We start from the raw sequence: 14355 nt of genomic DNA on the forward strand, positions 1-14355 counted from the left end.
CGGTGGTCAGTCGACGCCGATACCGACGATGCAGGTGTCGTCGTCGGTGTCGGCCCGGCTGTGCTCGAGCAGGTGGTCGAGTCGTCCTTCGAGTGAGGTGACCGGGCGTTCGGACGTGGTGAGCAGCCAGTCGATGCAGTCGTCGAGGTTGCTGTCCCGGCGTTCGACCAGGCCGTCGGTGTAGAGCAGGAGGGTGTCGTCGGGTCGCAGTTGCACCTGGCCCTCCTCGTACTGCGTCTCCGCCAGCGCGCCGAGCAGCACTCCCCGCAGCATGGGCAGGGTGGAGGCCCGCCCGTCGCGGATCAGCACCGGGGGCAGGTGCCCGGCACGGGCCCAGCGCAGCACCTTGGTCTCCGGGTCATACAGGCCGAGGACCGCGGTGGCCAGGATGTGGTCGGTCAGGTGGTGGGCCACGATGTTCAGCCAGCCCAGCAGCTGCGCCGGTCCGGCCCCGGTCGCGGCCAGGCCGCGCAGCGCGTTGCGCAGCACCACCATGCCGGTCGCGCCCTTGATGCCGTGGCCGGTGATGTCGCCCACCGACACCAGGACCTGCTTGGACGGCAGCACGACGGCGTCGTACCAGTCGCCGCCGACCAGGTGCTCCTGCTCGGCGGGCCGGTAGCGCACGGCGATGCGCAGGCCGAACGCGTCGATCGACGGCTGGGCGGGCGGCATGATCGCCTGCTGGAGCTGCAGCGCCAGCCGGTTCTGCTCGGCGGCCTGCTGCTCGGTGTGGGCGAGCTGGTCGCGGGTCGCCGACAGCGCCACCTCGGTCCAGTGCTGGGACGAGACGTCCTGGTACGCGCCGCGGATCGCGGCCAGCCGGCCGGCGGCGTCCAGCATCGGCTCCGCGATCACCCGGATGTGCCGGGTTACCCCGTCGCCGCGCAGCAACCGGAACGCCACGGACGCGGGTCGGCGGTGGTTCAGCACCGTGCGCAGGAAGCGCCCGATGGCGGCGGCGTCATCCTCGTGGGCGTGCGCGGCCAGTTGTGCCAGCGGGACCGGGTCGGCGGTCGGCGGCAGCCCGTGCAACGCGAAGAGCTGGCTGTTCCAGGTGATCTCACCGGTGGCCGCGTTCTCCTCGAACCCGCCGATGCGCCCCAGCCGCTGGGCGTGCTGCAGCAGGCTGGCCAACCGGGCAGCCTCGTCCCGGACGCGCCACAGGAGCAGCACCGAGTCCCCGTAGCGGCTGATGGCGACGTCGGCCACCACGGTCAGCGGTACCTGGTCGACCAGCGCCGGCAGCGTCATCTGCTTGGCGCGGAACGGCTCGCCGGTCGCGTAGACGTGCTCGACCTTGTCGAACAGCTGGCCGGGCCCCGCCGTCATCGGGTACACCTCCAGCAGCAGGCCGCCGCTGACCGAGCTGCGCGGCCGGCCCGCGAGGTCGACGAAGTGCCCGTTGACGTGGTGGACGCGGAAGTCGGTGAGCCGGCCTTCGCCGTCGCGGTGGGGTCGCAGCACCAGCGCCGGGTCGAACAGCCCGTCGGCCAGGTCCACCAGCTCCACCAGGTCGGCCGTGGGCACGGCGGGGTGCTCGACGACCCGCTGCACCGCCGGGACGCCCGTCTCCAGCGTGTGCGCGCACAACTCGGCCAGCGCCTCGATCTGCCGCAGGATCCGCGCCGGCTGCGGTGCCAACCGCGACGGCCAGCACACCTCCAGCACGCCCAGGATGCGCCCACCGGCTCCCGCGGGCGTGACGATCCGGCTGCCGTCGCGCACCGTGGCGTCCCCGATGGTGGACGGGCCGGTCGGACCGAGGTCGACCATCACCGTGCCGCGCCGGTCCAGCGCGCGCCGGGCGGCCGTCGCCACACCGGGTGGGACGTAGTGCCAGCGCCGCGCTTCCTCGGCCGTGAACCCGACTGCTCCCACCAGGGACAGCGACGAGTCGGTGGCCGCGGACCAGATGGCGACCGCGGTGGCGCCCAACGGCGCCAGGGCGTGCTCCAGGAGCGACTCGGCGACCCGCTGGGTGTCGTCGGCCGCGGAGACCCCGCTCTCGGCCGTGCGCAGGCGCACCGCCGTCGACGGGGCGGGTGGGTGGTCCGCCTGGTCGGCGGCGTGGACGAGCTGGCCCGCCACCTCGGTCAGGTGGTCCTCGGCCGCCTGGTTGACGATGTCGGCGGCCAGTTCCAGGTGGCTCACGCCCGCCTGGTCGGCCATCACGGCCAACTGCCGGGCGGCCTGCATCGGGCCGCACCCCAGTCGTTCGACCAGGATGCCCTTCGCCAGTTCCACCAGCGCCCGGCCGTCGGCGGCGACGTGGGCGGCGTCCACCTCCTGGCGCAGCCGGTCGACGGTCGCCGCCAACCGGCCGAGGGTGGACTCGTCCCCCGCGGGCGTCCGGTCGGTCTCCGGCACCGGGCCCGTCACGCTTGCAACCAGCGTCGCATGCTGGCCAGCAGGTCGTCGGCGTCGACGGGCTTGGTGATGTAGTCGTTCGCGCCCGAGGTGAGGCTCTTGTCCCGGTCACCGGGCATGGCCTTGGCGGTCACCGCGATGATCGGCAGGTGCGCGTGCTCCGGCATGGCGCGGATCGCCGCGGTGGCCGCGTAGCCGTCCATCTCCGGCATCATCACGTCCATCAGGATCAGGTCGATCGCCGGGTGCCTGCCGAGCTCGTCGATCGCCTCGCGGCCGTTCTCGGCGTGCACCACGTTCAGGCCGTTCAGCTCCAGGATGCTGCTGAGGGCGAACAGGTTGCGGGCGTCGTCGTCGACGATCAGCACGGTGCGGCCGGCGAGCTGCCCGTCGCGGCGCTGCGGTGCGGGTTCGACCGAGTCCTGCGGCCGGACCAGCGGCAGCACGTCGCCCGGCACCTCGGCGTTGAGGTGCAGCGCGACCCGCTCCCGCAGCTCGTCCAGGCTGGAGAGCAGTTCGAGCGGGCGGCGGCCGATGCGCGCCTGGAGGTCCCGCTCATATTCGGGGTCCAGCCGCCGGTTGTTGTGCGCGAGCACCGGCACGTCGCGCAGCGCCGGATCGCCGTCCATGGCGCCGAGGAACCGCACCGCCTCGCCGTCGGGCATGTCCAACTGGAGCACGACGCAGTGGCAGGGGTCCGCCGCGAGCGCCGCCGCCGCCTCCTGCGCGCCGACCACCGTGACGACCTGCACCGGGCCGCGCGGGTCGTGGTTGTCGGCCAGGTCGGCCACGGCGCTCTGCACCACCAGCGACAGCAGGCCCTGGGGCCGGTCCTCGACCACGAGCAGGCGGCGCTGCTGGGGCGGGTCGACCACCAACGGGGCCGGCGGCTGTTCGGCCGGGTCGGTCGCCGACGCGTCGTCCACCGCCGTGGTGTGGGGCCGGTCCGCGACGTTCTCGAAGTCGGGCCGCGCCACGGGCAGGTAGAGGGTGAACGTGCTGCCGTCGCCGAGCACGCTCTCCGCCGTGATGGCGCCACCGAGCAGGTAGGCGATCTCCCGGCTGATCGACAGGCCCAGGCCGGTGCCGCCGTACTTGCGGCTGGTGGTGCCGTCGGCCTGCTGGAACGCGCCGAAGATCGACTCGAGCTGCTGCTCGGCGATGCCGATGCCGGTGTCCACGACGCGGAACGCGATCGCCGAGCCGTGGTGGCGCACCGACGCGGGCAGCTCACCCGGGTCGGCCGGTTCGATGCGCAGCTCGACGCTGCCCGCCTCGGTGAACTTCACCGCGTTGGACAGCAGGTTGCGCAGCACCTGCCGCAGCCGCGAGTCGTCGGTGAGCAGGTCCGCGGGCACGCCGGCCGCGGTGCTGACCCGGAACGCGAGGCTCTTCTGGCTGGTCATGGGCTGGAACGTGGCCTCGACGTAGTCCAGCAGCCGGCGCAGCGGCACCCGTTCCGGGGTGATGTCCATCTTGCCCGCCTCGACCTTGGACAGGTCGAGGATGTCGTTGATGAGCTGGAGCAGGTCGGAGCCGGCGGAGTGGATGATCCCCGCGTACTCGACCTGCTTGGGCGTGAGGTTGCGGGTCGGGTTCTGGGCGAGCAGCTGGGCGAGGATGAGCAGGCTGTTCAACGGGGTGCGCAGCTCGTGGCTCATGTTGGCCAGGAACTCCGACTTGTACTTCGAGGCCAGCGCCAACTGCTGCGCGCGGGTCTCCAGCTCCTGCCGCGCCTGCTCGATCTGCAGGTTCTTGGCCTCGATGTCCCGGTTCTGCACGGCCAGCAGCTCGGCCTTCTCCTCCAGCTCGGCGTTGGAGCGCTGGAGCTCCTCCTGCCGCACCTGGAGCTCGCCGGAGCGCGCCTGGAGCTCGGCGGCCAGCCGCTGGGACTCCTCCAGCAGCTCGTCGGTGCGCGCGTTGGCCACGATGGTGTTGACGTTGACGCCGACGGTTTCCATGAGCTGGTCGAGGAAGTCGCGGTGCACCGCGGTGAAGTGGTGCACCGACGCCAGCTCGATGACGCCCAGCACCTGCTCCTCGACCACGATCGGGAGCACCACCAGGTTCGTCGGGGCGGTCGCGCCGAGGCCGGACGAGATCGTCACGTAGTCCGCGGGCATGTCGTCCACGGCGATGGTGCGCCGGCTGCGGGCGGCCTGGCCGACCAGCGACTGGCCGAACCGGAACCGCTCCGGGCGGCCCTCGTCGGGCGCGCCGTAGGAGCCGATCAGGCGCAGCTCCGGGCGGTCGGCGGTGTCGTCGGCGAGGTAGAAGGCGCCGTACTGCGCCCCGACGAGCGGCGTCAGCTCGTCCATGATCAGCTCGGCGACCACTTCGAGGTCCCGCCGGCCCTGCATGAGGCTGGAGATCCGGGCGAGGTTGGACTTGAGCCAGTCCTGGTCGTGGTTGGCCTTGGTGGTCTCGCGCAGCGACCCCACCATCGAGTTGATGTTGTCCTTCAGCTCCGCGACCTCGCCGGACGCCTCCACGGTGATGGACCGGGTCAGGTCGCCCTCGGCCACCGCGCTGGTCACCTCGGCGATCGCGCGCACCTGCCGGGTCAGGTTGCCGGCCAGCTCGTTGACGTTCTCGGTCAGGCGCTTCCAGGTGCCCGACACGCCCTCGACCTCGGCCTGACCGCCCAACCGCCCCTCGCTGCCCACCTCGCGCGCCACGCGGGTGACCTCGGCGGCGAACGCGGACAGCTGGTCGACCATCGTGTTGATGGTCGTCTTCAGCTCCAGGATCTCGCCGCGCGCGTCCACGTCGATCTTGCGGGTCAGGTCGCCCTGGGCCACCGCCGTGGTGACCTGGGCGATGTTGCGCACCTGGTTGGTCAGGTTGTTCGCCATGAAGTTGACGTTGTCGGTCAGGTCCTTCCAGGTGCCGGCCACGTTCGGCACGCGGGCCTGGCCGCCGAGGATGCCCTCGGTGCCCACCTCGCGGGCCACGCGCGTGACCTCGTCGGCGAACGCGGACAGCGTGTCGACCATCGTGTTGATCACCCCGGCGAGGGCCGCGACCTCGCCCTTGGCCTCGACGGTGATCTTCTGCGACAGGTCGCCGCGCGCCACCGCGGTCGCCACCTGGGCGATCGAGCGCACCTGGCCCGTCAGGTTCGACGCCATCACGTTGACGTTGTCGGTGAGGTCCTTCCACGTGCCCGACACGCCGCGCACCGTGGCCTGCCCGCCGAGGTTGCCCTCCGTGCCGACCTCGCGGGACACGCGGGTGACCTCGTCGGCGAACGCCGAGAGCTGGTCGACCATCGTGTTGATGGTCTCCTTGAGCTCCAGGATCTCGCCGCGGGCGTCGACCCGGATCTTCTGGGACAGGTCGCCGCGCGCCACCGCCGTGGTCACCTGGGCGATCGAGCGCACCTGCGCGGTGAGGTTGTCCGCCATGACGTTGACCGACTCGGTCAGCGCCTTCCAGGTGCCGGACACGCCCTTGACGTCGGCCTGGCCGCCCAGCCGGCCCTCGGTGCCCACCTCACGGGACACCCGGGTCACCTCGTCGGCGAACGAGGACAACTGGTCGACCATCGTGTTGATGGTGTTCTTCAGCTCCAGGATCTCACCACGTGCCGTGACGGTGATCTTCTGGGACAGGTCGCCGCGCGCCACCGCCGTGGCGACCTGGGCGATCGAGCGCACCTGCGCGGTCAGGTTGCCCGCCATGAAGTTCACCGAGTCGGTGAGGTCGCGCCAGGTTCCGGAGACGCCCTTGACGTCGGCCTGACCGCCCAGCGCGCCCTCGGTGCCCACCTCACGGGAGACCCGGGTCACCTCGTCGGCGAACGAGGACAACTGGTCGACCATCGTGTTGATGGTGTTCTTCAGCTCCAGGATCTCACCGCGCGCGGTGACGGTGATCTTCTGGGACAGGTCGCCCTGGGCCACCGCCGTCGTCACCTGCGCGATGTTGCGCACCTGGTCGGTGAGGTTGCCCGCCATGAAGTTCACCGAGTCGGTGAGGTCGCGCCACACGCCGCCGACCCCGGGCACCTCGGCCTGACCGCCCAGCCGGCCCTCGCTGCCCACCTCGCGGGCCACGCGGGTGACCTCGTCGGCGAACGAGGAGAGCTGGTCGACCATCGTGTTGACGGTCTCCTTCAGCTCCAGGATCTCGCCGCGCGCGTCCACGTCGATCTTCTGCGACAGGTCGCCGCGCGCCACCGCGGTCGCCACCTGGGCGATGTCGCGGACCTGGCTGGTCAGGTTGCCGGCCATGGCGTTCACCGAGTCGGTGAGGTCGGCCCACGTCCCCGACACGCCGGGCACCTGGGCCTGGCCGCCCAGCCGGCCGTCGGTGCCGACCTCGCGGGCCACGCGCGTCACCTCGGAGGTGAACAGGGACAACTGGTCGACCATGCCGTTGAAGACGGTCGCGATCTCGCCCAGCAGGCCGTCGGCGTCGTCCGGCAGCCGCGTGCCGAAGTCGCCGTCGCGCACCGCCGTGAGCCCCGCCAACAACTGCCGCAGCTCCGGTCTGTCCGCCGTCGCCACCGCCGACGACGTGGTGTCCGTGGCGTGCGAAGCCTCGGCCGCCGTGTCACCCATGTCCGCCCCGCCCCTGTTCCGTGCCCGACGACCTGGCAGAAGACCAGCTGACGCGTCTGGCGCGTAACGGCAGCCGGCAGCCTCGTGACACGGTACACAGCACCGGTCGGACCCGGATGACCAGCGCCGCCACGACCGGGACACCGCCCGGGGCGCTGTGTGACGCAGTCGACGTTTAAGGGAACGGCCGGAGGGGAACCGGGCCACTCACCCTGTTAATCCACTGTGGACAGCACTGGTCCCGTCGTTCGGCGATCCGCGGCTCAGTGGTGGTAGGCGTGCACCACGGCGTGCCCGCGACCGCGGCCGATGAGCCACCTGTTCACCGGCACGGTGACCACGAACGCGACCGCGAAGGCGAACGCCAGCGCGCCCCAGAACAGCCCGCTCGACAGCCCTGCCTCCATGGCGCCCGGCACGACCAGCATCACGCCGTTGTCCACGACCTCCATGACGATGATCGACACGGTGTCCGCCGCCAGCGCCACCTTCACCGCCTGCCGGAAGCCGACACCCGCCTTGAGGACACCGCGCATCGTCAACGCGTAGCCGAAGACGAACGCCAGCGCCACGGCCAGCGCGATCGTCGCCACGGTCCCCCAGCCGAGTGCCGTGCCGATCACCATGCCCAGCACCTCGCCGATGGCGCAGCCGGTCAGGCAGTGCAGGGTCGCGGACGCCGCCATGCCCCAGCTCACGCTCGTCCGACCCGCGTGGTGGTCGTGCCCCCCATGGCCGCGGTGCTCGTGCTTCATGGTCGACTCCCGTCGTGCTACATACCCCCAGGGGGTAATTAACCAGAGGTTAGCACGGTCGCGCGGGATGTCCAGCCGGGCGGCGCGGCTCGGGCGTCCGCCCGCGTCACGGCATGCGGGCCGCGATGGCGGCGGCGAGGGGTTCGAGGCGGGCGCGCATGTCGGCGGGCGTCCAGTCGGCGTTGCCGTTGGTGAGGCCGCAGTCGATGCGGACCTGGTGGGAGCCGCGCGTGAACTCCAGGGTGAACGCGGAGGCCGCGACCCCGAACACGGCGCCGTCGCCGATGCCGGGGAGGTCGACCGCGCCGTCGATGTTTCGGCGGTCCACGCCCATCGCCGCCCGCGCCGCCGCGGCGTCGGGGTGCCGGGTCACGGTGACCTTCGGCGACATCGCCCCGTCCATGTACGTGGTGCCCTCGGGCGCGGGCCGCTCGCGGTCGGTCGGGGCGGTGGTCCGCCGGCACGTGCTGGTGATCGGACCCGACGACGCCGTGCGGTAGGAGCGGTCGACGTTGGTCGGGTCGACGGCGTAGTGCACGGCGTCCTGGAAGTCCGCTCCGGTGAACACGGTGCAGGCGTCGGTCACGACCTGTCGGCCACCGTCGCGCAGGACGCCGAGCTCCGCGGGCGCGCTCGGCCCGTCGGCCACCCCCTTGACCACGGCGTCGACCAGGGCGGTCAGCGTGGACTCCGGGATCGGCGGCTTCCTGGTGGTCCAGACGAGGTTCAGCCGGAAGCGCAGGTTGCGGACCGAGCCGAACACCTCGACCGCGCCGTCCTCGTCCCGCACGGCGACGCCCTCGACGCCGGGCAGTGACCGGCCCTGCTCGGTGGACCCCCGCTCGACCACCCCCTCCTTCGCGTACTGCTCCAGGTCCAACGACACGGAGCGGAACGCCGCCCGCTCGTGGTCGACGGGCCTGATGTCGCAGCGGGACCTCGCCGAGAAGGGCCACTTCGGCGGCGACGCCGGGTCGGCGGTCGGCAGGGGGTCCGAGTAGGACTCGCTCACCTGGAGGCCGTCGTCACCGATCGGTCCGATCCGGGTGGCGACGCTGGACGGGTCGAGGAGGCCGCACGCGTTCACGTACCGGTACTCGCCGAGGCAGTACTCGCCCGAGCACGACACGTCGCCGGACGCGTCACCACCTCCGCCCGCCGCCCGGTCGTCATCGCCCTTCAGGGTCGCCCAGGCCGTGACGCCGGCGGCCGCCAGCACCACGACCAGCGCCGGCACCACCCACACCGCCCTGTTCTTGCGCCGCGGCGGCGGTGGCGGTGGGGAGGGCCACGCCGGTCCGGTCGGGTAGGCGGGCCAGGGCTGCGGCCCGCCGGCCGGTCCGGGCAGGCCCGGACCACGCGGGTACGGCGGTGGCGATGGCATGCGCGACACTGGATCGCCTCCTCGGTCAGACGGCCGCTCACGGCTTTCGGCGGCTTCGACGACGAGGGCACCTCCCGCGTTCCATCGGGCACGAATGCGTCAGCCGGACGTGTGCGCGGCTTGCCACGGTCCCGTCGGCACGAGGTCGCCGAAGTCGAGGACGCGGTGCGCCACCACGTCGAGGAGCGGGCGGTCGTGGGAGATGGCCAGCACACCGATGCCCCGGGCGTCCGCGGCGGCGAGCAGCAGCCGCCAGACCTCGGCCTGGCTGATCGGGTCGAGGCTGGCGGTGATCTCGTCGGCCACCAGGAAGCGCGGGTCCGCCAGGAGTGCCCGCCCGAGGTTGACGCGCTGCGCCTCGCCGCCGCTGATCTCGTGGGGGAAGCGGTCCAGGAGCTCGGGAGGGGCCAGTGCCGGGTCCATCCCGTCGAGGACGTCGTCCGCGACGCCCGTCTCGGCCAGGCTGCTCCGGATCTTCCAGAGCGGGTCGAACGCCAGGAGGGCGTGCTGCGCGACCAGTTGCACGGGATTGGGTGTGCCCCGGCCGGGACGCGGCGGCCGCCCGTCGGCGGACACCTCGCCGCGTCGCGGGGTCAGCGAACCGGACAGCAGCCGGCCGAGGGTGCTCTTGCCCGCGCCGCTGGGACCGTGCAGGCCGACGACCTCGCCCGGCTCGACCGAGAGCGACACCCCCGCCACCACCCAGGGCGACTTCCGCGAGTAGCGGAACCACACGTCGTCGGCACGCAGGGTCATGCGTCCTCCTGGCTGCGGAACCCGTTGGCGGGCAGGGCGTGCCACAGGGCCCGGGTGTACGGGTGGGTCAGGTCGTCGGCGTGGAAGTCGGCGGGGCGCGCCTCGTCGACGGTGCGGCCGTGGCGGCAGATCACGACCCGGTCGGCGACCTCCAGGGCGGCGGCCAGGTCGTGGGTGATGAGGACGACGGCGCGGTGCTGGTCGGCGATGCGCCGCAGGTCCGCGAGAGCGGCGCGGACCGCCTCGGCGGGTAGGCCGGGTGTCGGTTCGTCGGCGACGACCAGCGCGGGGTCGCCCATCAGCGCCATGGCCGTCAGCACGCGCCTGACCTGGCCGCCGGACAACTGGTGCGGGTACCGCCGGTGGATCTCCGGTCCCAGCCCGCGGTCGTCGAGCGCCGTGCGGGCGACGACGTCCGGCGACGGTCGCCCGGCCAGCTCCGCGGACCGGCGGACCTGGCGGAGCACGGGGGTGACCGGGTCGAGGAACGTCACCGACTGCGGCAGCAGGGCGAGGTCGCGCCCCGCCCGGTCGCGGCGTGCCGCCGGGTCGAGCACGACGCCGTCGAACCGCACCGTGCCGCTCTCGGTCGCGTTGGGCGGCAGCATGCCGAGCACGGCGTGGGCGAGCAGGCTCTTGCCCGCACCGCTGGCGCCGACCAGGGCGACGAGCTCGCCCCGGTCGGCCGTGAGGTCCATGCCCGTCAGCGCGGTGACGGTGCGGCGGCGCAGGCCCCGGTCGTACTGGGTGAACGAGACGGTCAGGGCGCGGATGTCCAGCAGCGGGCTCTCCGGTGCGGTGGTCACAGGTGGTGGCTCCTGGGGTTGAGCAGCGACCGCAGGTTCTCGCCGATGCCGTCCACGACCTTGACCAGGAGCAGCAGGCACAGGCCGGGCAGCACGGCCAACCACCACGCGCCCGCCGACAGGAATCGCATGGACTCGGCCAGCAGGATGCCGGTCGACGGCTCGGCCGGGTCCACGCCCAGGCCGAGGAACGACAGCGCGGCCTCGTGCAGGATGGCGTGCGGGAACAGCAGGACCAGGCCGACCAGGAAGTGCCCGGCCAGGTGCCCGGCGACGTGCTTGCGGGCGACCCACCACCGGCCGCGCCCCAACTGGACCGCCACGGTGACGTAGTCGGAGTTGACCACCTGCTTGGCCTGTCCGCGCAGCACCCGGGTCAGGTGCGGCCAGTGCGTGACCGCCACCGCGATGATCACCGCGTCCGTGCCGCCGCCCAGCGCGAACGCCAGCAGGAGCAGCAGCACCAGGTGCGGCAACGCCATGAACAGGTCCACCAGCCAGCCCACGACCGCGTCGACCTTCGGCCCGCCGACCGTGGCGGCGCAGGCCAGCACGAGCGCGACCACGGCGGAGATCGCGGCGGCGGTCGTGCCGACGACCAGGCTCATGCGCAGGCCGGACAGCACGCGGGCCAGCACGTCGCGGCCCAGCCAGTCGGTGCCGAACCAGTGCCCGGCCGACGGCGCGCTGTTGCGCTCCCCCAACGAGGTCGTCCGCGCGGCCTCCTCGGCCACCGAACCGGCCACGAGCACGCCGAGCACCACCAGTGCGGACACGCCCAACAGGAGCAGGGTGCGGGTGCGGCGGTCGATCCGTCCCACCGCGGTCGGCACGGCCGTCGTCATCGTCGCCCCCGCACGTCGGTCAGCCTCGACCGCGGGTCGAGGACGGCGTGCACGCGGTCACCGACGAGGTTGCCGGTGAACACCAGCACCGTGGTGAACAGCGCGATGCCCAGCAGCAGCGGCACGTCCTGCCCCAAGGCCGCGGTCGTGGTCGCCGCGCCCAGGCCGGGGTAGGAGAACACCTGCTCGGCCAGCACCGAGCCGCCGAACAGCTCGCCGAGCGAGCCGAACTGGAGCAGCAGGGCGGGCGCGGCGGCGTTGCGCACCACCCGGTGCAGCACGAGGCCGAAGCCCCGTTCGCCCTGCGCCCGCGCGAACGCCACGTGGTCCGAGGCCAGCGCGTCCACCACCGCCTGGCGGGTGTGCAGCACGACCGGCGCGATCCCCACGACGCTCAACGTGATCGCGGGCAGCGCGAGGTGCGCCAGCCGGTCACCCAGTCCCACCTCGTCCGCCGGCACGCCGATCGGCACCGCGCAGCACACCGGTGCCCAGTTCAACGACACGGCGAACACGTAGAGCAGCAGCAGGCCGACCCAGAACGTCGGCGCGGACGCCAGCGCGTACGAGAACCAGGTGATCGCCCGGTCGGCGAACCGGCCCCGACGCACACCGGCGACGAGGCCCAGCGCGAAGCCGAGCAGGCCGGACAGCAGCCACGCCAGCGCCATCAGCGCGAGGCTCGCCAGGAACTTGTCGCCGATCACCTCCAGCACCGGCCGGTTGAACGTCAGCGAGAAGCCGAAGTCCCCGCCCAGCAGGTTGCCGAACCAGCGCAGGAACCGCTCGTGCGCCGGGTCGTCCAGCCCCCAGCGGGCGGAGATCAGCGCCCGCTGCTCCGGGCCGAGCGAGGCGACGTCCGCGCCGACGTAGGCCGCCACCGGGTCGACCGGCGAGTTCACCATCAGGGTGAACGACGCGACCGCGACGGCCGTCAGCAGCAGCACCAGGCGGGAGGCGCGGGCAGCCACCAGACGTGCCCGCGGTGCGGTGGTCAGCACGTCCAGCGCCACCCGGCGATGCCCTGCGTGATCGGCCAGCCGTGCCCGTGCGGCTCGACCTGCGGCTCGCCGAGGTCCAGGCACGCGTCGGCGTAGTAGGTGTGGTCGAGGTTGACCAGCCACGCCCACGCCGCGTCGGCGCCCGGCCCGAACAGCCGCTGCGCCGCCTTCCAGTGCGCGGTGGCCTGTTGCGGGTCCGTCGCCGCCATTCCCGCGTCCAGCTCCGCGTCCACCGCGGGGTTGCGGTACATCCCGGCGTTCCACAGCTCCACGCCCGCCTGCGCCGACGAGTAGAGGTTGACCATCTCCGTCGCGTCGTGGCTGCCCCAGCCGAACAGCACCGGGTCGGCGTGCATGCGGGTGCGGATGACGTCCCAGCTCTCGCCCTGCGGGGTCACCGCGATCCCCACCGGCTTCAGCATGTCCGCCACGGCCAGGGCCAGGCCCTGCCGCAGCGAGTCGCCGGCGGGGTAGAGCAGCGGGAACTCCGCCCTGGTGCCGCCGCGCTCGCGGACGCCGTCACCGTCGGCGTCGATCCACCCGGCCGCTTCCAGGGTCCGCTTCGCGCCTTCGGGGTCGTTGTCGCCGACCGCCGCGGCCGGTTCGTGCCAGGGCAGCTCGTCGACCGGACCGGTGGCCGGGCGCCCGTAGCCGTTGAGCACGCCGTCGACCAGCGCCCGGCGGTCCAGCGCGACGTTGACCGCCCGCCGCACCGCCTGGTCCGACGTCACGTCGTCACCGATCGGCCGCCCCTCGGCGGTCGTGCTCCCCTCGTCGGGCCGGAACGGGAACGCGATGCCCCGGTTGTCCACGGACTTCACCCTGGTCAGGGTCATGCCGGGGATCTCGCCGGTGGCCAGCGAGGGCGGCAGCGCGGCCACGTCGACCTGGCCCGAGCGTGCCGCGGCGAGGCTCGCGTCCTCACCCGTGAAGACGAACACCACCCGCTCGAACGCGGGCTTCGCGCCGTAGTAGGCGTCGTTGCGCCGCACGATCAGCTGCTGGCCCTCGTCCCACTGCTCCAGGACGAACGGCCCGGAGCCCACCGGCTCCCGCGCGTAGTCCGGCCCGTGCGCGTGCTCGGGCACGATCCCCAGCGACACCAACCGGTTCACGAATGTGCTCTGCGGCTTCGTCAGGCGCAGTTCCACGGTGTCCTCGTCCACCGCGACCGCCTCCCGCAGCACGGTCACGTCGGTCGCCCCGCCGCTCTTGGCGGCCGCCGTGAACGTGTACGCCACGTCCCGCGCGGACACCGGCTCGCCGTCGCTGAACTTCGCGTCGGTCCTGATGTCGACCGTCCACACCAGACCGTCCGGGCTCACCTCGTGGCGCGTGGCCAAGTCGTTCACCAGGTCGAGGTCCGCGTCCCGGGCCAGCAGCGTCGACTGGAACAACGGTGAGCCGTACCGACCCCAGCCCAGCGTCGGGTCGTAGCCCTCCTCGGACTCGCCACCGATCGCCAACCGCAACTCGGTGGGCGTGCCGCCGGCCCCTCGACGCCCTTCGCCCGAACACGCCGCCAGGACGACCCCGACCACCACCACAGCCGCCGCGCGCAACCAAGCAGAACCGGGCACAGCCCTCCCCCTCCACCGTTGTTGCCAAAGATAGGTAACAACCACCAGCAGGCATTAGTGCACACGATGACGGGGGTCACAACCGAATGTGATCTCCACATCACCCACCAGCACGGCGACGGGAGGAGCCTCGCGCCGCGGTGGCCGACCCCACTCGGCACGGCCCGGCGAGCCGACGACCGCATGTCGTGGGGCGAACCCGAGAGGCTTCGACCATTTCGATCACATCCGAGGAGAGGTCGATCGATTACCTCGCCACACCCCCCGCCGACCGCGAAGATCGCGCATCGACC

The 14355-nt window shown here is 72.6% G+C and carries 9 protein-coding genes; all 9 read right to left on the bottom strand.

Annotated elements, in window-relative coordinates:
• Nucleotides 1–6: 6 nt before the first annotated feature.
• The 9 genes from FHX81_RS07800 to FHX81_RS07840 all read right to left on the bottom strand — a co-directional run bounded on the left by FHX81_RS07800 (nucleotide 7) and on the right by FHX81_RS07840 (nucleotide 14062).
• Nucleotides 7–2382 carry a SpoIIE family protein phosphatase gene (locus tag FHX81_RS07800; protein ID WP_246107683.1) on the bottom strand — a complete coding sequence of 792 codons (2376 nt, stop codon included), beginning with the start codon at nucleotides 2380–2382 and terminating at the stop codon, nucleotides 7–9.
• A complete protein-coding gene (locus FHX81_RS07805) occupies nucleotides 2379–6935 on the bottom strand; it encodes a hybrid sensor histidine kinase/response regulator (protein ID WP_141976467.1) in 4557 nt (1518 codons plus the stop codon). Before FHX81_RS07805 ends, FHX81_RS07800 begins: the two co-directional genes overlap by 4 nt.
• 263 nt (nucleotides 6936–7198) lie before the next feature.
• Complete coding sequence (locus FHX81_RS07810; protein WP_141976469.1) at nucleotides 7199–7690, bottom strand: DUF4396 domain-containing protein; 492 nt, start codon at nucleotides 7688–7690, stop codon at nucleotides 7199–7201.
• Between the two features lie 106 nt (nucleotides 7691–7796).
• The gene (locus FHX81_RS07815) at nucleotides 7797–9074 is read right to left on the bottom strand and encodes a hypothetical protein (RefSeq protein ID WP_141976471.1); all 1278 of its coding nucleotides are present in this window, start codon (nucleotides 9072–9074) and stop codon (nucleotides 7797–7799) included.
• A 99-nt stretch (nucleotides 9075–9173) separates the two neighbouring features.
• Nucleotides 9174–9830, bottom strand: coding sequence for an ABC transporter ATP-binding protein (locus tag FHX81_RS07820; RefSeq protein WP_141976474.1), 657 nt, complete (start codon nucleotides 9828–9830; stop codon nucleotides 9174–9176).
• The gene (locus FHX81_RS07825; protein ID WP_246107684.1) at nucleotides 9827–10636 is read right to left on the bottom strand and encodes an ATP-binding cassette domain-containing protein; all 810 of its coding nucleotides are present in this window, start codon (nucleotides 10634–10636) and stop codon (nucleotides 9827–9829) included. Before FHX81_RS07825 ends, FHX81_RS07820 begins: the two co-directional genes overlap by 4 nt.
• Nucleotides 10633–11481 (bottom strand): ABC transporter permease, encoded by an 849-nt coding sequence (locus tag FHX81_RS07830; RefSeq protein WP_141976476.1) that lies wholly within the window; start codon nucleotides 11479–11481, stop codon nucleotides 10633–10635. The genes FHX81_RS07825 and FHX81_RS07830 overlap by 4 nt, the downstream gene beginning before the upstream one ends.
• A complete protein-coding gene (locus tag FHX81_RS07835; RefSeq protein WP_246107685.1) occupies nucleotides 11478–12494 on the bottom strand; it encodes an ABC transporter permease in 1017 nt (338 codons plus the stop codon). The genes FHX81_RS07830 and FHX81_RS07835 overlap by 4 nt, the downstream gene beginning before the upstream one ends.
• A complete protein-coding gene (locus FHX81_RS07840; RefSeq protein ID WP_141976478.1) occupies nucleotides 12476–14062 on the bottom strand; it encodes an ABC transporter substrate-binding protein in 1587 nt (528 codons plus the stop codon). Before FHX81_RS07840 ends, FHX81_RS07835 begins: the two co-directional genes overlap by 19 nt.
• Nucleotides 14063–14355 lie beyond the last annotated feature (293 nt).

The organism is Saccharothrix saharensis (assembly GCF_006716745.1).
Taxonomy (GTDB): domain Bacteria; phylum Actinomycetota; class Actinomycetes; order Mycobacteriales; family Pseudonocardiaceae; genus Actinosynnema; species Actinosynnema saharense.